At 70.6% G+C, this 17,737-nt stretch carries 13 protein-coding genes; 8 read left to right on the forward strand and 5 right to left on the reverse strand.

Annotation, left to right across the window (positions count from 1 at the left end; genetic code table 11):
- The first annotated feature begins 179 nt into the window (after window positions 1–179).
- A complete protein-coding gene (cysK, locus tag WMF19_RS20360) occupies window positions 180–1,172 on the forward strand; it encodes a cysteine synthase A (RefSeq protein ID WP_437900625.1) in 993 nt (330 codons plus the stop codon).
- A 7-nt stretch (window positions 1,173–1,179) separates the two neighbouring features.
- Window positions 1,180–2,172, forward strand: coding sequence for a serine O-acetyltransferase (locus WMF19_RS20365; protein WP_437900626.1), 993 nt, complete (start codon window positions 1,180–1,182; stop codon window positions 2,170–2,172).
- A 172-nt stretch (window positions 2,173–2,344) separates the two neighbouring features.
- Here WMF19_RS20365 and WMF19_RS20370 read toward each other — a convergent pair whose 3' ends face one another.
- A complete protein-coding gene (locus tag WMF19_RS20370; protein WP_437803142.1) occupies window positions 2,345–2,635 on the reverse strand; it encodes a SelT/SelW/SelH family protein in 291 nt (96 codons plus the stop codon).
- A gap of 39 nt (window positions 2,636–2,674) precedes the next feature.
- Window positions 2,675–4,108 carry a magnesium transporter gene (mgtE, locus tag WMF19_RS20375; protein WP_437900627.1) on the reverse strand — a complete coding sequence of 478 codons (1,434 nt, stop codon included), beginning with the start codon at window positions 4,106–4,108 and terminating at the stop codon, window positions 2,675–2,677.
- Window positions 4,109–4,586: 478 nt separating this feature from the next.
- Here mgtE and WMF19_RS20380 point away from each other — a divergent pair, with 478 nt between their 5' ends.
- Window positions 4,587–6,206, forward strand: coding sequence for an SEL1-like repeat protein (locus WMF19_RS20380; protein ID WP_437900628.1), 1,620 nt, complete (start codon window positions 4,587–4,589; stop codon window positions 6,204–6,206).
- Here WMF19_RS20380 and WMF19_RS20385 read toward each other — a convergent pair.
- Window positions 6,203–9,460: a UvrD-helicase domain-containing protein gene (locus tag WMF19_RS20385; protein WP_437900629.1), complete on the reverse strand. Its 3,258-nt coding sequence runs from the start codon at window positions 9,458–9,460 to the stop codon at window positions 6,203–6,205. The two genes, WMF19_RS20380 and WMF19_RS20385, sit on opposite strands and share 4 nt — an antisense overlap.
- A 498-nt stretch (window positions 9,461–9,958) precedes the next feature.
- Window positions 9,959–11,092 carry a hypothetical protein gene (locus WMF19_RS20390; protein ID WP_437900630.1) on the reverse strand — a complete coding sequence of 378 codons (1,134 nt, stop codon included), beginning with the start codon at window positions 11,090–11,092 and terminating at the stop codon, window positions 9,959–9,961.
- 673 nt (window positions 11,093–11,765) lie between these two features.
- Here WMF19_RS20390 and WMF19_RS20395 point away from each other — a divergent pair.
- The 5 genes from WMF19_RS20395 to WMF19_RS20415 all read left to right on the forward strand — a co-directional run bounded on the left by WMF19_RS20395 (window position 11,766) and on the right by WMF19_RS20415 (window position 16,240).
- Window positions 11,766–13,202 carry a DEAD/DEAH box helicase gene (locus WMF19_RS20395; RefSeq protein WP_437900631.1) on the forward strand — a complete coding sequence of 479 codons (1,437 nt, stop codon included), beginning with the start codon at window positions 11,766–11,768 and terminating at the stop codon, window positions 13,200–13,202.
- Between the two features lie 235 nt (window positions 13,203–13,437).
- Complete coding sequence (locus tag WMF19_RS20400; protein ID WP_437900632.1) at window positions 13,438–14,472, forward strand: M23 family metallopeptidase; 1,035 nt, start codon at window positions 13,438–13,440, stop codon at window positions 14,470–14,472.
- Window positions 14,473–14,741: 269 nt separating this feature from the next.
- Window positions 14,742–15,143 (forward strand): SPW repeat domain-containing protein, encoded by a 402-nt coding sequence (locus WMF19_RS20405; protein ID WP_437330243.1) that lies wholly within the window; start codon window positions 14,742–14,744, stop codon window positions 15,141–15,143.
- Window positions 15,144–15,239: 96 nt separating this feature from the next.
- Window positions 15,240–15,557: a hypothetical protein gene (locus WMF19_RS20410; RefSeq protein WP_437900633.1), complete on the forward strand. Its 318-nt coding sequence runs from the start codon at window positions 15,240–15,242 to the stop codon at window positions 15,555–15,557.
- A 341-nt stretch (window positions 15,558–15,898) separates the two neighbouring features.
- Window positions 15,899–16,240, forward strand: coding sequence for a hypothetical protein (locus WMF19_RS20415; protein WP_437900634.1), 342 nt, complete (start codon window positions 15,899–15,901; stop codon window positions 16,238–16,240).
- Between the two features lie 115 nt (window positions 16,241–16,355).
- Here the strand turns inward: WMF19_RS20415 and WMF19_RS20420 are convergent, their stop codons facing one another.
- On the reverse strand, window positions 16,356–17,612 hold the full coding sequence (locus WMF19_RS20420; protein ID WP_437900635.1) for a dicarboxylate/amino acid:cation symporter: 1,257 nt from the start codon (window positions 17,610–17,612) through the stop codon (window positions 16,356–16,358).
- Window positions 17,613–17,737: the final 125 nt, after the last annotated feature.

The raw sequence follows: 17,737 nt of genomic DNA on the forward strand, positions 1-17,737 counted from the left end.
GCGCGCCCGCCGGGCGGGCTGGCGCGACAGGTGCCGCCCCGACGTCAGCGACGGACGGACGCTGCGCTGCGCTGCGCTCTGGAAATACGGCGCGGCCGAGGCGCGGCGCACGTGGACCTTGACAGCGAGGGGCGCCTCTGGATCTCCTCTTTCCTCCCCACTCACCCGCACGGGCCCCCATGACCAGCTTCCCCCGCGTCTACGACGACAACACCCAGAGCATCGGCCGCACGCCGCTCGTGCGCATCCGCCGCGTGATCGACGGCGCGCGCGCGACGGTGCTGGCGAAGATCGAGGGCCGCAACCCGGCGTACTCGGTCAAGTGCCGCATCGGCGCGGCCATGGTCTGGGACGCCGAGCAGCGGGGCGTGCTCGGCCCAGGCAAGGCGATCGTCGAGGCGACCAGCGGCAACACCGGCATCGCGCTGGCCTTCGCCGCCGCCTCGAGGGGGCTCGAGTGCGTGCTCAGCATGCCCGAGACGATGAGCATGGAGCGGCGCAAGGTGCTCGTCGCCCTCGGGGCCAAGCTCTTGCTGACGCCGGGCCCCAAGGGGATGAACGGCGCGATCGCCAAGGCCGAGGAGCTGGCCGCCTCCGACCCCGGCCGGTACGTGCTGATGCGGCAGTTCGAGAACCCGGCGAACCCCGCGATCCACGAGACCACCACCGGCCCCGAGATCTGGGACGACACCGGCGGCAACGTCGACGTCCTCGTCTCGGGCGTGGGCACCGGCGGCACGATCACCGGCGTCAGCCGCTACTTCGAGCGCGGCCGCGGCCGCGCCCTCCACTCCGTCGCCGTCGAGCCGGTCCACTCGCCGGTCATCTCGCAGACGCTCGCCGGCCAGCCGCTCACCCCGTCCCCGCACAAGATCCAGGGCATCGGCGCCGGCTTCGTCCCCAAGAACCTCGACATCTCCTTCGTGGACCAGGTCGAGACGGTCTCGAACGAGGAGTCCATCGCCATGTCCCGGCGCCTCGCGTCCGAGGAGGGCATCCTCTGCGGCGTCTCCTGCGGCGCGGCCATGGTCGCGGCGGGCCGGCTCGCGAAGGATCCCACGTGGGAAGGAAAGACCATCGTGGTCATCCTCCCGGACGCCGGAGAGCGGTACCTCTCGGGGCCGCTCTTCGAAGGCATGTTCTCCGAGGTCGAGGCCATGAAGGCCTCGTGAGGTCGACGTGAGCAAGAAATGTGATGCTGCCCCCTCGGAGGCGTCGGCCGACCTGCACGGCATCGTCGACGCGCTGATCGCGAGCTACCGGGAGGATGCGCGCGGGCATCACATCAACAAGCGCTTCACCCCGTCGCGCCAGGAGATCACCGAGATCATCGATCTCCTGCTCCAGATCTTCTACCCGGGCTATCACGGGCGGCAGGACCTGTCGGACGAGGACCTGCTCTACCACGTGGGCACCCTGGTCTCGACGCTGCGGGACAAGCTGGAGCGACAGATCGAGCGCTGTCTGTGCTTCCAGGACGAGACCGTCGACGCGGGCCGCCTCGACGTCCCGAGGTGCCGGCAGCGGGGGCGCGACGTGGCGCGGATGTTCATCGCCCGGCTGCCGGAGGTCCGGCGGCGCCTCCTTCTCGACGTGCAGGCGGCCTACGACGGCGATCCGGCGGCGGCCTCGATGGACGAGATCATCCTGGCCTATCCAGGCCTCCTCGCCGTGACGGTGCACCGGGTCGCGCACGAGCTGTACCTGCTCGGCGTGCCGCTCATGCCCCGGATCATGAGCGAGTGGGCGCACACGAGGACGGGCGCCGACATCCATCCAGGCGCCAACATCGGTGACAGCTTCTTCATCGATCATGCCACCGGCGTCGTGATCGGCGAGACGACCGACATCGGCGAGCACGTCAAGCTCTACCAGGGCGTGACGCTCGGCGCCCTCTCCTTGCCCCAGCACTCGCGGGGCGCGCGCGGCCTGAAGCGCCACCCCACGGTGGAGGACAACGTCACCATCTACGCGAACGCCACGGTCCTCGGCGGCAAGACGGTGCTGGGGCAGGGGAGCGTGGTCGGCGGCTCGGTGTTCCTCACGAAGAGCGTCGCCGGCGGCCAGCGCGTCGCGATCGAGGCCCCGAGGCTGCGCGTCGCGTCGCCGCCCCATGGCACGCCCGCCGTCGGCGGCTCCGAGCTCGACAGCATTCTCGACTTCGACATCTAGAGCGGCGTTCACCCGCTTCGGATACGGGCCCACCTCGACGTTTTCGGTGCTCAGCGCACCGGAGTGCGCTTGCGCGCCGAAAACGCCGATCTGGGCCCGTCTCCTGTGCGGGTGACCGCCGCTCTGCATGGTGCAGAGGGGGGCGGAAACCGCTGTAGAGGCCGGGTGCCTCTCATCGATCGGAGTGGCCGAGAGGGCGCTCGGGGGCGACGCGGTCGCGGATCGCCTGCTTGAGCTCCTTGGGCTCGGGGAAGCGACCTTCGACGGCGCGCGAGAAGAGCGGCGCGCCGTCGAGCGTGACGTCGAAGATGCCGCTCGCGCCCGGCGACAGGAGCACGTCGATCTCGTCAGGGAAGGTGATCAGCAGCTCCTGAGCGAGCCACGCTGCGCGCGTGAGCCAGCGGCACTTGGGGCAATACCGGATCGCGACGAGCGGCCGTTGCGGGGCGGGGGCGGTGTCCATCGCAAGATCGTAGCGCGAGCGCGCCGCGGGCGGGCAGGCTCAGACGAGGAACGCCCTGGCGAGCCCGAGGAAGATGAAGAAGCCCATGCTGTCCGTGGTGAACGTGAGCAGGACGCTCGACCCCTGGGCCGGATCGCGGCCCAGGCGCTGGAGCACGAGCGGCACCGCGCACCCGACCATCGCCGCCACCACGAGGTTCAGCTGGATGGCCGCGGCCATCACCAGGCCGAGCGGGACGCTTCCGTAGAGGGCGGCGGCGGCGAGCCCCACGACCGTGCCCCAGACCGCGCCGTTCATCAGGCCGACGAAGAGCTCTTTCTTCAGGAGGTGCCCCGTGTTCGCCCGCGTGAGCCGGTCGAGCGCGAGGCCGCGGATCACGAGCGCCACCGTCTGATTGCCCGTGTTGCCGCCGACGCTCGCCACGATGGGCATCAGCGCTGCCAGCGCCACGAGATCCTGAATGGTGCTCTCGAAGAGGCCGATGACCCGCGAGGCCAGGAATGCCGTGAGCAGGTTGACGAAGAGCCAGAGCCAGCGGTTCTTCGCGCTCGTCCACGCGGGCGCGAAATAGTCCTCCTCTCCCGCGAGGCCCGCGCGCAAAAGCGCCTCGCTCTGGGCCTGCCGCCGCAGGAAGTCCATCACCACATCCACCGTCAACCGGCCGACGAGCTTGCCCCGCTCGTCCACCACCGGCGCGGCGATGAGGTCGTAACGCTCGAACGCCCTGGCCGCGTCGCTCGCGCGCTCCTGGGGCGTGAAGCTCACCACGTCCGTGGACATGACCGCGCTCACCTGCGCGCTCGGCTCGCGGAGCAGCAGGTCCTTGAGCGAGAGCGCGCCGCGGAGCACGTTGCGCGCGTCGACGACGAACAGCGCCTCGGTGTGCGGCGGCAGCTCGCCCCGCCGGCGCACGTCCTCCAGCGCGCCGCCGAGGTCCCGGCCGTCGCGCACCGAGACGAGCTCCGGGCTCATCAGGTGGCCCACCGAGCCGTCCGGGTACGCGATCGTCGACTGGAAGAGCGACTGCTCGCGCGCGTCGAGCGACTGGTACACCTCTGCCACGATCTCCGGATCGACCGACTCGCTGATGTACGCGAGATCGTCCGGATCGAGCTGGCCGAGCAGCGCGACGAGGCGAGCGCGCTCCGTCTCCGCGACGAGCCAGTCGCGGACCGACCGCGAGGACTCGAGCAGCACCTGTGCGGCGTGGTAGGGCTCGAGCTCAGCCCACACCACAAGGCGGTCCGCCTGCGGGAGCACCTCGATGATGTGGGCGAGGTCCGCCGGGTGCAGATCCCTGAGCTTCCTCTGCAGCAGGGCGAGATTTTGCCGGTGGACCAGCGCCTCGACGAGCTCTTTGTTCTTGCTCTCCTGCTTGTGCGTCAGCGTCTCGATGACGCGTTGCTTTTCGAGCAGGGTAGTCAGCAGGTTCAGGCTCTCTTGCAGTCTCTCCTGGGACCTGGACGTGCTCATGGCGGCTCCGGGCGCGGGGGCGCGCCGAGCATAGCCCGGGTCCGCGCGGCCGGGCGTATGCCGCGTGCGGTCGCGCTCGCCGTATTGACCAGACCCCATGGCTCATGGTTCTGTCGGCCCGATGAAGCGCGCGTTCGATTTGTGCGTGGTTGGGCTCTCGCTCGGAGCGATGGCCTGTGGACCGGGCCTGGAACCCGAGGTGGTCGTGCATCCTCCCCGGCCCACTGTCTCGCCGGAGAGCACCGCGAGCACGACCAGCGGCGGGTGTCCTGCCATCGGCCACGCCGAGCCGCTCATCGTCGACTGGCTCACGACACGCCGCTCCGATCTCGGGCTCGCGATGAAAGACGGCATCGCCGTCGTCTCCTACGACTGCACGACGCTGAAGCTGCTCGCGCAGTGCAAGCTCCCAGGGAGCTACTCCTTCGCTGGCGTGACCCGGGCAGAAAAGGTAATACAATTAACAAACCCTGCGGAGATGCAGGCGAACGTGCCCTTCGGGGCCCCGGCGCTGAGCACCGCGATCGAGGGCGGCGGCTCGGCCGCGATCGACGTGGCGCTCGTGCCGACGGGGAAGATGGCGACCACGGTGGCCTCCTCCTCTGCGCAGGATCTCTCGGGCAGCTGCGAGGGCGCCACGCACTTCGTGCGCGCCGCGACCCTCGGGGCCTTCGCGATGGCGCCGGGCAGCCGGGGCGCGGCGCGGACGGTGGATCAGGTCTTCACGGCGGTCGGGGCGGCCGCGACGGCGAGCCAGGGCGGCACCACGAGCAAGGAAGGGGAGCTCGACGCCTGTCGGGCCGCGAGGCCCGACGCGCAGGCGCCGACGGAGCGCTGCCATGCGCCGCTGCGCCTGGAGCTCGTCCCGCTGCTCACGAAGAAGGCGGCGGCGGCCGAGGCTCCGGTGAAGCAGGCAGAAGACGAGTTCCCGAAGCTGCCGAGCCCGTGCCCGCTCGGGACGGTGCTGAGCGGGGCGAAGTGCTCCCCGCCTGCGCTCGCGCCCGCGCACCTGTGCGAGCCGACCGACGCCAGAGCCTGCGCGGCGGAGTGCGGGAAGGGCGATGTCGGCAGCTGCTATCACCTCGGGATTCAGCACCTGGGCGGCAAGGATTTTCCGCGCGATGACGCGAGGGCGGCGGAGCTGTTCGAGAAGGCGTGCGGCGCCGGCGTCACGCAGGCCTGCTATGCGAGGGCGAAGCAGCTCCTGCGGGACATGAAGAGCGCCAAGGTCCCCCCGGACGCCGCGGGGCGGGCCAAGGTGCGAGAGTTCGCCGACAAGGCGTGCGAGATGGGCGACGGCTGGGCGTGCTTCAGCGTGGCCGAGTGGTACCTCAGCGAAGGCCCGCAGGCGGTCCTCCCGAAGGACCCGACGCGCGCCGTCGCGTTCCTCCGGCGCGGCTGTGATCTCGGGCACGGGCCGAGCTGCAGCGCGCTGGGCAAGATGCTGGTCGAGGGGAAGCTCGCGGCGAAGGACGTCGGGGTCGCCGTGGGCGTGCTCCAGCGCGCGTGCGAGGGCGGCCAGTCCGAGGACTGCGTCGATCTCGGGGACATCCTGCGCAAGGGGCAGGGCGCGCCGAAGGACGGGGTGAAGGCGATCGTGGCATACGGCAGAGGTTGCAGCCTGGGGGACATGCGCGCCTGCAACGCCGCCGGCGCGGTCTACGCGCAGGGCGACGGTGTTCCGAAGGACGTCGCGAAGGCGTATGCGTTCTTCGAGAAGGGCTGTCCGGAGAAGGGGTTCGGGGCCGAGGCGTGCTTGAGCCTCGCCGGGATGTACGAGAAGGGGAACGGCATTCCGAAGGACATGGCGCGCGCGGCGGCGCTCTACGAGAAGGTGTGTGGCACGGGCGGCTGCCTGCGGGCCGCGGAGATCTGGCAGCGCGGCGACGGCGTGACCGCCGATCCGGAGCGGGCCTACTCGCTCTATGAGAAGGCCTGTACGCAGTGGGGCGAGAAGAGGGCGTGTGAAGCGTTCGGCCCGCTCCTGGAGCTCAAGGACAAAGCGCGGGCTCGGACCTTCTATGCAGACCAGTGCGCGCGTACGCAGGACAAGGCGGCATGCGCGGCCCAGAAGCGGCTCGGCGGCGCCCCGCGTTAAAACAGCTTCATTTGACGATCGGCCCCGGCGCGTGAGCCCCTCTGCGCCTCGGGCGACGGGCCGACCCGCAGGAGCAGCCGCTCCTCCACCTCGCGCACGAACGGCGATACCTCGGTCTCAACCACCTTGCCGTGCCGCGCGCGTTGCATGGCGCGGGTGAGGAACAATCGCTCTCGCGCCCGCGTCATGCCCACATAAAAGAGCCGGCGCTCCTCGGCGACGTCCGTCTCGTCCCTGCCGGGGAAGCGGAGCGGGAGCAGGCCGTCCTCGCACCCCACGAGGAAGACCACCCGGAACTCGAGCCCCTTGGCCGCGTGGAGCGTCAGCAGCGAGATGCGGTCGGCCCGCGGATCCCACGCGTCGATCTCGGCGCACACCGCGAGCTCGATCAAGAAGCGATCGAGGTCGCCGCCGCAGCGCTCCGCGAGCGCGAGGTGCAGCTCCAGCGCCGCGTCCACGTCGGCCTCGCCGAGGACCACCGCGCCCTCCTCGGCTGCGGCCGACGCGGGTGGAGCGCCGGCGAGCCCGGGCTGCGCGACCTCCTCGCGGAGGCGCGCCGCGGCCGCCTTGAGGCGCGCCGCGAGCGGCCCCGGCGGGGTGCCGGCGACTGCCCGCGCGAGCGCCTCCGAGCCCGCGCGCTCGGCGAGGCGGCGATCCGACCGCCGCTGGAACGGCATCCCCGAGCGGGCGAACGCCTCCCGGAGCCGCTCGGACTGCGCCTCGGTCCGGTAGAGGACCGCGAAATCCGAGAAGGAATACTCGCCGCTCCCGGCAGGATCGCCCACCCGCCCGCTATCCATCGAGAAGAACGTGGACCCGCCGAGCATCCGCTCGATCGTGTGGACCACGCGCTCCGCTTCGGCGGCTTCCGTCGGCGACTCGTGGACCGCCACGAGCTCCGCGCCGCCCGCGCTCGGCAGGAGCTCCCGCGCGCCGAGCGTCGGTGAGGGCGCGATCACCTGGAGCGCCGCCTCGACGATGGGGCGCGACGAGCGGTAGTTCCGCTTCAAGCGCACAACGCGCGCCGCCGGGAAATCTTGCTGGAAACGGAAGAAGAAGCCCACGTCCGCGCCGCGGAATCCGTAGATCGCCTGATCGGGATCGCCGATGGCGCAGACGTTCCCGCCGGGAGCGACGAGCGTGCGCACCAGCCGGTACTGGCGCTCGTCGATGTCCTGGTACTCGTCGATGGAGAGATACCGGGCGCGCTCGCGCGCCGCGGCGAGCGCTCCGCTCTGCTCCTCCAGGAGCACGACGGCGTGGCCGATCAGGTCGTCGAGGTCGAGGAGCCCGCGCGCGGCGAGCTCGTCCTCGTACACCTTCCACGCGCGATCGACGTGGCGGTCGATCTCGCCGGCGGCCAGCGCCCCGCGCGCGTCGGCGTGACGCGGGTAACGCCGCTTCAGCGGGGCGATGTCGGCGAGCAACCTGGCCGCCCGCCGGTCCGGGACGCCGAGCGCCGCGGCGAGCAGCGCCGTCCGCTCGCGCTCGCCGGCGATCGCGGGCGGCGCGGCCCCCGCGCCCTGCGCGTGCTCGCGGAGCAGGGAGAGGCCGAGCGCGTGGAAGGTCATGGCGGGCACGCGGCCGCCGGCCTCGCCGAGCAGCGCGCCGAGCCGCTCCCGCAGCTCGTCGGCGGCGCGGCGGGTGAAGGTGATCGCGAGGCACTGCTCCGGCGGGACCCCGAGATCGAGGACGAGGTGCGCGATCCGGTGCGTGAGCGTGCGGGTCTTGCCCGTGCCTGGCCCCGCGACGAGGAGCAGCGCGCCGTCCGTGATCTCCGCCGCGGCCCGCTGCTCCGGGTCGAGCGCGTCGAGCGGCGCTGCGCCGCCCAGCGCAGGCGGCGCGCCGCGGGACACCTCGCCGGCTTGCGGCAGGAGAGGCTCCGCGTCGGAGCGGCCGCGGCGCGGAGGGGGGCGTGACGCCGCGGGAGGGCGCGCCCCCGAGGGAGGCGGCCGCGATGGCGCGGCCTCGGGCTGGAAGAGGAGCCCGCCGCCGCGGCGCTGCGCGAGCTCCTCCTGCTGGAAGACCCGGATCGCGCCGTACTCGCCGTCGTAGCCCGCGTCGCGGATCACGCGCCCTTCGCGCATCCGCGCGATCGCCTCGGCGAGCAGGGGCGTGCCGGCGCGCTCGATCTCGTCGAGCGGGGCGTCGCCGAGGAGGAACAGCTCGGGGCCGAGGCGCGACAGCACCCCGTCGTAGCTCCGCTGCACGACCTTGCTGGAGGCGCCGACGCCGTGGAGCTCGGCCAGCACCTCGGGCAGCGGCACCAGGTTGCGAAACTCGCTCGCGCCCTCGGGGCGCACGCCCTCGTCGCGATCGGCCAGCTCCTCGACCCGGTGCAGCACGCCCACCGTGACGGGGTGCCCGCACACGGGGCAGGCGAGGGAGAGCGCCCGCGTCTCCGCCGGCGAGAGCACGACATTGCACTTGCGGTGGCCGTCGAGGTGGTATTTGCCCTCCTCCGGGAAGAACTCCACCGTGCCCCCGAAGCCCTGACCGGTCTCCAGCGCGCGCCGGATCGCGAAGTAGTCGAGCGGGGCGTCGAAGGCCGTGGCCTCGCGCCCGAGCTTCGCGGGCGAGTGGGCGTCCGAGCTCGAGACGAGCCGGTACCGATCGAGCCCGGAGATCCGCCAGTTCATCGAAGGATCGGACGAGAGCCCGGTCTCGAGCGCGAAGATGTGCGGCGCGAGATCGCCATAACACTCCTCGACCGCGTCGAAGCCCGCCTTGGAGCCCAGCACCGAGAACCAGGGAGTCCAGATGTGCGCCGGTACGAGGTAGGAGCCCTCGTCGGACTCCAGCACGATCTCGAGCAGGTGGCGCGAATCGAGCCCCAGGATGGGCCGCCCGTCGGCGGTCAGGTTGCCGATCTTGGCGAGCGCGCGGGCGATGCGCTCCGCCGCGTCGAAGCTTGGCGCGTAGAGGAGGTGATGGATCTTCCGCGTCCGATCTCCCTTCTTGTAGATCGTCGAGATCTCCACCGAGAGTACGAAGCGCGTCGCTCCGCGGCACGCCCCGGGGAGCCGCTCCGAGACCGCGCGGCCGAGATCGTCCCGCAGGCGGAAGAGCCCGGGCTCGGCGGGCACGAGGTGCTCGCGGAGCTCGGCCATCCACGCTGGATGGGTGAAGTCCCCCGTGCCCAGCACCGTGATGCCCTTGCGCTGAGCCCAGTAGCTCAGATGCGCGAGATCGCAATCGCCGCTCGTCGCGCGGGAGTACTTCGAGTGCACATGGAGGTCTGCATAAAAACGCATGGTGTTCCGCCGTGAGGTGTCGTTTACCTATCGAGCGCCCTCGCGCTGTCAATCGCGGATACCAGCAAACTCGATGAAATCTGGCTGGAAATTGAGGTGAGCTGACTGCAATGCGCTGCGATGCATGAGAGTCGCAGTCCTGTGACAAAATGTGCTCGCTCGATGCAATGCGGTTCAACGGGCGCCCTCGGTGGCAAAACGCGTCCGCTCGATGCAATGCAGTTCGGCGGGCGCGCTCGTGTGGCAAAACGCGTCCGCTCGGTGCAATGCGATTCAACGGGCTCGCCTGGACGACACGTTCACGCCGTGAGGGCCGACCGCGCCGCAGGAGCCGTACGAGGCCGCACGGCGAGGACCGACCGGCGCCGGCAGCCGCCGCGCCGCGCGCAGCGGTCGGGCTGGCTAGGCGTCCGCAAGCCTTCGACGGCGGCTCGATCCGAGCCTACACGCGCGGGCGCGCGGCCCGGTCCGGAGGGGACCGCCGGCCGCAGCGAGGCGTCACGGGGTGGCGGTCGAGGGCGCCGGGGTCTTGCGGGTCAGGTAGAAGAAATCGCGCAGGGAGCGCTTGCGGATGTACTCGTCTTCCGAGAACTCGAAGCCGCTCGCCAGCGCGACCGGCGCGAGGGCGCCGCCCTCACCGGGCTCGTAGAGAAGGAACTTCGGGTACGACCAGTTCACGTCGAGCTGCGCCACCGTCGAGGCGCCGGCGTGCTGCATCCCGAGCGCGATGGCGGGCGCCGTCGTGTGATTGCTGATCCCGACGTAGAGGACCTTGCCGTCGCGGTCGAGCCCCACCGCGGAGCGGCGGATCACCGTGTTGCCGTCCAGCGTGGCGCCCCAGTTGCGGACCTGCGGCGCGCGGAGCAGCGGGTGCAGCTCGCCCTCGTCGACCATGCAGCTCGGCGTCTGCCGCCACCACTGCATGTCGCTCTCCTCCGTCGAAAGCCTTGTCCACGGCGCGATCTGCATCCGCCCGTCGCGGCGCCGCGCGAGCGTGCAGCCCTGGTCCCGGGGGCGCACAAGCGTCACGCCGTCGACCCGCATCCCCCACTGGCCGTGCTCGGTCATGAAGCCGCCGTTGAACGCCGCGAGCAGCCGCTCGTGATCCGCCTCCGGGATCTTCGCGGGCCGCTCGTAGGGCTTGCCTTCCTCGGTCGTCGCCGCCGGCTCGCGGGAGCCGGCCATGAGGTGCACATCGACCCTCGCGAGATCCACCGCCACGATGAACAGCTCCGCCCAGGAGCGGTTCGGATCCGGGTGGAGCAGCGTCTTGTAGAGGCGCGGCGCGTCGCTCGGATGGACGCGATCCGCGATGGGCACCCACCGCCCGTCGCCGGGGGCCGACCAGGCCGCGTGCGCAGGGCCGACGTCCGTCGGCCGGAACGCCGCCGGGCCGGCGCCCCCCGCCGCCGAGCCCGGCGTCGCCGCCGGAGGCGGTGACGCCGTCGTGGCAGGAACCGGTTGCTCGGGCACCTCCCAGTACGTCTTCGGCGGCTCGTCCTTGCGCCAGAACCGCTGGACGCGATCCTCCAGCGCGTACGCCGTCTCCTCGAGCGCTGTCACGTTCTCGGCTCCGATCACCGAGCGCAGCCCGTTCGCGACGAGCGGGCCCATCCATGGAAGGCGGTGCACCGCGATCCACAGGCCGGCGCCGGAGAGCACAGGGACGGCGACGGCACCGAGCGCCCAGCGCCGCAGCCGGGATCGGGGCAACCGAAGGCCGGGGCGCTCCAGAGCGGAGTGCCCGACCCGAGCCGGCGTTTTCGAGGCTTCGGCGGTTTCGGCCATGGCGTGCTGCACTGCTTCGAAGGAGCGGGAAGACGCTGGAAGTCGCGGGCGGATCCGACGCGAACCACGAGCGCGAGCGCACGAGAAGCAGGCCCTCCGCTCGGACGACGGTCTAGCACGGTGCGCCGCGCGCGCGGAGCCCGCTCCGCGCACCGCGAGCGGAGCGATGCGATCGCGGCTCGGGGCGGCGTCGTAGCGGTAACCGCGAAGCGAGAAGCGGCCAACGCAAAGCCGGAACCCGAAGCCGAACAACGAGCGACGTGAGCAACGCGTGACGGCTCGCTGTTGGCTCGCGGTCGCTGCTCGACTTCCTCACCACGCCGTACTAGAGTCGCGGCCTCGGACTGACCTGGCACGGGTCGCGGTGCTCGGTCGCTGTCATTGGTCCTCGCAGCCTCCACTCAAGGGGCGCGAGGCGGCAGCTCTCCGTGATCGAACCCTCTCCACAAGGAGGGCGCGGTGCCGCGGCGTACCTTCCGCCCTTGCTCAGGAGGGGCTGTCCTCCAGCCCGATGTCCATGCAATTTGCCGATCTCAAGCTCATCGAACCGCTGCTCCGCGCCATCGAGGCCGAGGGGTACAGCGCCCCGACGCCCATCCAGCAGCAGGCCATCCCGCCCATTCTCGAGGGCAACGACCTCCTCGGCTGCGCGCAGACGGGCACGGGCAAGACCGCCGCGTTCGCGCTGCCGATCCTGCAGCGCCTCGCGCAGAGCGGCGGGCCGAAGCAGGGCGGGCTCCGCGTGCTCGTGCTCACCCCGACGCGCGAGCTCGCGGCGCAGGTCGCCGAGAGCTTCACCACGTACGGCAAGAACCTCGGCCTGCGGACTGCGGTCGTCTTCGGCGGGGTGGGGCAGCGTCCCCAGATGGAGGCGCTGCGCCGCGGCGTCGACGTGCTCGTGGCGACGCCGGGCCGGCTGCTCGATCTCTGCTCGCAGGGCATCGCCCCGTTCGGTCGGCTCGATACGCTCGTCCTCGACGAGGCCGATCGGATGCTGGACATGGGGTTCATCCACGACATCCGGCGCGTGCTCGCGATGCTGCCCGAGCGCCGGCAGACGCTCCTGTTCTCGGCCACGATGCCGCCGGACATCCTGAAGCTCGCGAACAGCATCCTGCGCAGCCCGGTGCGCGTCGAGGTCGCGCGGATCGCCACGACGGCCGAGAACATCGACCAGCGGGTGGTCTTCGTCGAGCGCGGCGACAAGCGCGCGATGCTGGAGCACGTGCTCAAGGATCCCGCGCTCCGCCGGGCCATCGTGTTCACCCGCACCAAGCACGGCGCCAACCGCGTGGTCCAGCAGCTCAGCCGTGCGCGCATCGAGGCGGTCGCCATCCACGGGAACAAGTCCCAGGGCGCGCGCGAGCGGGCGCTCGCGAGCTTCAAGCAGGGGACGACGAGCGTGCTCGTCGCGACCGACATCGCGGCGCGCGGCATCGACATCGACGACATCTCGCACGTGATCAACTACGACCTCCCGAACATCCCGGAGAGCTACGTGCACCGCATCGGCCGCACGGCGCGCGCCGGGGCGTCCGGGGTGGCGCTCTCGTTCTGCGACAGCGAGGAGCGCGCCTATCTCGCCGACATCGAGCGCCTCATCCAGAAGCGCCTCCCGCTCCTCGCGGACCCCGGGGTTCCGGTCTTCCAGATCGATCCCAGGCCCGCATCGCAATCGCACGGGCAAGCTCGGCCGCAGGCGCAGGGCCGGCCCCAGGGACAGGGCCGTCCCCACCCGCACGGGCAAGCTCGGCCCCAGGGACAGGGCCGGCCCCAGGGGCAAGCTCGGCCGCAGGGACAGGGCCGCCCGCACCCGCAGGGGCAAGCTCGGCCGCAGGGACAGGGCCGCCCGCACCCGCAGGGGCAAGCTCGGCCGCAGGCGCAGCCTTCCGCGCAGGCGCAGCCCCCGGCGCGGTCGCAGCCGCGGCACGACACCCCTCGCTTCGAGAACTGATCCTCACCACGCTGCCCGCCGCGCTCGATCCATCACGCCGCGCATCGTCTGATGCGCGCGGCGTTGCGGGCCCGGTGCTCATGGCGCTCTTCACGCGCCAACGAGGGTGAGGGTGCCGCGCCGAGGCGCGCACGTCGTCTGCAAGGCGCACGGGTCGTTGCGATCGGTACATGCCTGCATGACGCGCTTCGACATTATCTCGTCGATGCGCGGAAACTCTGGCACGATCGCCGCCATGCGCGTCCCCGTCATCGTTGTAAGCCTGCTCACGATCGCTGCCTGCGATCGCGGTGCTCCTTCTTCGAGCTCGTCCACAACGGGCGCCCAAGCCTCCGCCGATCCGGCGCCGATTGCCTCCGCCGCCCCGCCTGCTTCCGCGAGCAGCGCGCCGGCCGAGGCGCCCGACGCCAGCGCCGCCCCCGCGGCGGCCGACACCGCCGATGCCGCGGCGAGCGCGGCGGCGGCCGACGCCGGGCCCCCCGCGGCCGACGCCGGGCCCTCCGCGGCCGACGACAGCCGCCTCTCGGTGGAAGGGCGTGCCGTCCAGGGAGGGCTCCTGCGCGCCAAGCTGAACGGCAAGCTGCGCCGCATGGCGTTCCCCGGCCACCGCGTGACCGTCAGCGACGAGGGGGAGTTCCTGATCGCCTTCTCGCGCAACGCGCCAGCGCAGGAGAAGCTGACCATCACGTTCGACGACGGGCAGGTGCTGGAGAAGCTCTTCGACGTGGAGCCTCGCAAGTTCGAGGTCGACAAGGTCGACCACCTGCCGGAGAACATGGTCAAGCTCGACATGGCGACACGCGTGAAGCTCACGCAGGCCGAGAAGAAGCTCGACGCGGTCCGGAACAAGTACACGAAGAGGAACTGCTACAAGAACGGCTTCATCTGGCCGTCGAAGGGCCCCATCACCTCGCGGTACGGCCAGCCGCGCCTGCTCAACGGCACGGACGGAGGTATCCACTGGGGCGTGGACATCGCGGTGCCCGTCGGGACCCCGGTGCGCGCGCCTGCCTGTGGCAAGGTCGTGCTCGTCGAGAAGGACCTCCCGCTGAGCGGTCACACCATGATCATCGATCACGGGCAGGGACTGACCTCCACGTTCATCCATCTGCACGGCTTCGCGGCGAAGGTGAACGACGAGGTCAAGCAGGGTCAGGTCATCGGGACCGTCGGGATGACCGGCCGCACGAACGGGCCTCACCTCGACTGGCGCATGAATCTCTTCGAGACACGCGTCGATCCCGAGCTCCTGATCTCCGCCGCGAAGTGACGCACGGCGGGGCAATCTGCCACACGAACAGCGAGCATGGCTGAGGCCCTCCGGGCGGAAACGTGGCTCGGATCGGGCTGTCGAAGCGGCCGGCGCCTCCAGGCGCACGCCCGCTGTTCTTTCTTCCTGGCCGATGGATGCTCGAATGGCCGCCGTGATCGCCGGGGAGGATAACCTCTCTCCGCGAGCCTCTCGACGGCATACCCCTTGCAAATTTCCGGGCCGACAAAGGCACTCAATCCGGACATCGATTTTGCAAGGAGTCGGTCATGAAGATGCTGTCGCCTCGAGCTCATGGGTTTGTGGACTATGCAGTTGCGGCCCTGTTCCTGCTGGCCCCTTCGCTGTTCGGCTTCGGCGGGCTCCCCGAGACGCTCTGCTACGTCCTCGGCGCCGCGCATCTCGCGATGACGCTGCTCACCGCGTTCCCGCTGGGCGCCGCGAAGCTCATCCCGTTCCCTGTCCACGGAGCGATCGAGGCCACGGTCGCCGTGCTCCTCGTCGCGGCGCCTTGGCTGTTCGGCTTCGATGAGGAGCCCGCGGCGAGGAGCTTCTATCTCGTGTCGGGCGTGGCCGTCGGCCTGGTGTGGCTCGCGACGGACTACCGTTCTTCCTACGCCACGACGACGGCGAGCGCTCGTTACCGGCCGGAGCACCGGTCGTTCTCCTGAAGGTCGCGCGCGCGTGCCTCGCGATCGGCGCGGCGGCCGGGGTGGTGGATCGGCCGGATTTACGGCAAGCTCATGCGTGGCGGGAGGACAGACGCCGTGAGCGACCTGAAGAAGCCGGATCCGATGAGCCTGCGGGTGGGTGACTTCCTCGTGAAGGTGGTGCCCGTCGGCGAGACGAGCGACGCCCTCGATACCGAGGCGAACCGCGAGCGGGCGCAGCAGGCCGAGGAGGACCAGCGGGCGGCCCAGTTCGGCGCGGGCGGCGAGGGGGCAGGGGAGGCCGCCCAGGAGGCAGCGGAGGCAGCCGTGGACGAGGCGATCGAGGAGGCGCGAGCGCGCTTGACGGGCGCCGGCGAGGACGTGCCGATCTTGCTGCGTGATCCCGTGACAGGAGCGGCGTTCACGATCGAGTGACGGAGGTCGGCACCGTCCATCCGGCGTCCCTGCGCGCAGCGGCTGCGCCTGGCACCTCGTTCCCTCACGCACCTCGACCGCCATGGAACGGCCTTCCGGCGCCTGTTCTCCGAGACTCCCCTCCTGAGCGCGCCCGCTTCACGGGCCCTGTTCGGCCAGGGCGGCAGCGATGGCTGCCGTTATCATGGATGTTCCTCTGTTTGGTTCGGCCGTCCATCCGCTCCGTCCGGAGCCGTGTCCGCTCCCGTGGAGGAAAGCACGGCGCTCCAAGTCTTCAATATTGCTCCGATCCGCTCAGGGAGTTACGCCACTTCCCGCAACGACTGACCGAGGGGAGAGCCATGATGAACATGCCGATGAGCGCGATGCCGATGATGCCGATGATGGGCATGATGCCGAACATGATGGGCATGATGCCAAACATGATGGGTGGCATGATGCCGAACATGATGGGCATGATGCCAAACATGATGGGTGGCATGATGCCGAACATGATGGGCATGATGCCGAACATGATGGGTGGCATGATGCCGAACATGATGGGCATGATGCCAAACATGATGGGCGGCATGATGCCGCACATGATGGGCATGATGCCGAACATGACGGGCATGATGATGCCCGCGATGATGATGCCGAACATGATGGGCATGATGATGCCCGGCATGAGGATGGCGGCCTGAACCAAGGAACGTTGGCCAGCGGCTCAACTCCGATGGTCGGTAGCGGGCGCTCCTGATCTGCGGGGCGCGGCGCCTCCGCTGCGAGGCGCCGCGTGTGGGGGCTCGCCCCGTCCGGTCACGCGCCCGCTGATTCCTGCGGCTTCGGGTGCTGATCCCGCGACACGAACACCGCTGCTGCCAGGTCCCCCACCACGTTGATCACGGTCCGGCACATGTCGAGGAACCGATCCACCCCGAGGACCAGGCCGAGCCCCTCGGGCGGGATGCCGAGCATCCCCAGGATCATCGCGATGACGGGCAGCGAGCCGGCAGGGATGCCCGCCGTGCCGATCCCACCGAGCACCGAGATGAGCATCACGGTCGCCTGCTGCCCGAAGGTCAGCGAGACGCCGTAGACCTGCGCCAGGAAGAGCACGGTCACCCCCTCGAACAGCGCCGTCCCGTTCTGGTTCATCGCGGCGCCGGCGGTCAGCACGAAGCGCGCGATGGACGGCGGCAGCTTGAGCTCCTCCTCGGCCACCTTCAGCGCGGTAGGCAGCGTAGCGTTCGACGAGGCGGTCGAGAACGCCGTCACGATCGCCGTCCGGCTCCCACGAAAGAACGCGACCGGCGACATCCCGCCAAGGAATCGGACCGAGAGCGAGTAGACCACGAACATGTGCAGGCCGAGGCCGAGCAGTACCGTGAGCACGTACGCCGCCAGCTGCTGCATGATGCCGATCCCCATGCGGGACGTGATCGTGAAGAGCAGCGCTCCCACGCCGATCGTCGCGAACCGGAGTACCCCCTCGATGAGCCGCATCGAGACGTCGAGCAGCCCCTGGATGCACTCGCGGAGCCGCGCCGCCGCGTCGGTCTGGGTGAGCGACAGGCCGATGCCGAAGAGCAGCGAGAACGTGATCACCGCGAGCACGTCGCCCCCTGCCGCCGCCTTGAAGATGTTGTCCGGCACCATCGCGATGATCATCCCCACCGGCGAGGTGTCGACCGGCGCGGTCGCCGCCTTGATCCCCCCGCCGTGCGCGAGGTTCCGGACCGCCTCGGGCAGGCCATCACCCGGGCGGATCAGGTTCACCAGGACGAGGCCGATCAGCACCGCGATGCTCGAGACGACGGCCGTGTAGCCCAGCGTCCGCAGGCCGAGCCGGCCGACGTGCTTCAGATCGAGCTCGCAGACGCCCATGACGAGCGCCGAGAACAAGATCGGGAGCACGAGCATGAACAGCAGGCGCAGGAAGATCTGGCCCACCGGGTAGGTGATGTGATCGACGATCCAGGTGAGCGTCGGGTGCCCTGCCGCGACGGCGTTCGCCGTGAGGCCGCCCGCTGCCCCGACCGCGACGCCGAGCAGCATCGTTCGATGCGATGACATGGCGCCACCTTACACAAGCCGCGGCGCCGCGATCCGTGGAGTTGACGCCTCGCCCCCGCACCTTCCGCGGCCAACGGGGCGTCCCGCGGCCGCGGATCGACCTCCACACGCGCCGCTCCCGGCCA

This window comes from Sorangium sp. So ce124 (assembly GCF_051525235.1).
Lineage (GTDB): Bacteria > Myxococcota_A > Polyangia > Polyangiales > Polyangiaceae > Sorangium > Sorangium atrum.

Excerpts from the sequence above, each read along its gene's own strand:
- cysK (WP_437900625.1), top strand. The coding sequence starts at position 180 with ATGACCAGCTTCCCCCGCGTCTACGACGACAACACCCAGAGCATCGGC.
- WMF19_RS20370 (WP_437803142.1), bottom strand. The coding sequence starts at position 2,635 with ATGGACACCGCCCCCGCCCCGCAACGGCCGCTCGTCGCGATCCGGTAT.
- mgtE (WP_437900627.1), bottom strand. The coding sequence starts at position 4,108 with ATGAGCACGTCCAGGTCCCAGGAGAGACTGCAAGAGAGCCTGAACCTG.
- WMF19_RS20380 (WP_437900628.1), top strand. The coding sequence starts at position 4,587 with ATGCAGGCGAACGTGCCCTTCGGGGCCCCGGCGCTGAGCACCGCGATC.
- WMF19_RS20385 (WP_437900629.1), bottom strand. The coding sequence starts at position 9,460 with ATGCGTTTTTATGCAGACCTCCATGTGCACTCGAAGTACTCCCGCGCG.
- WMF19_RS20395 (WP_437900631.1), top strand. The coding sequence starts at position 11,766 with ATGCAATTTGCCGATCTCAAGCTCATCGAACCGCTGCTCCGCGCCATC.
- WMF19_RS20400 (WP_437900632.1), top strand. The coding sequence starts at position 13,438 with ATGCGCGTCCCCGTCATCGTTGTAAGCCTGCTCACGATCGCTGCCTGC.
- WMF19_RS20405 (WP_437330243.1), top strand. The coding sequence starts at position 14,742 with ATGAAGATGCTGTCGCCTCGAGCTCATGGGTTTGTGGACTATGCAGTT.
- WMF19_RS20415 (WP_437900634.1), top strand. The coding sequence starts at position 15,899 with ATGATGAACATGCCGATGAGCGCGATGCCGATGATGCCGATGATGGGC.
- WMF19_RS20420 (WP_437900635.1), bottom strand. The coding sequence starts at position 17,612 with ATGTCATCGCATCGAACGATGCTGCTCGGCGTCGCGGTCGGGGCAGCG.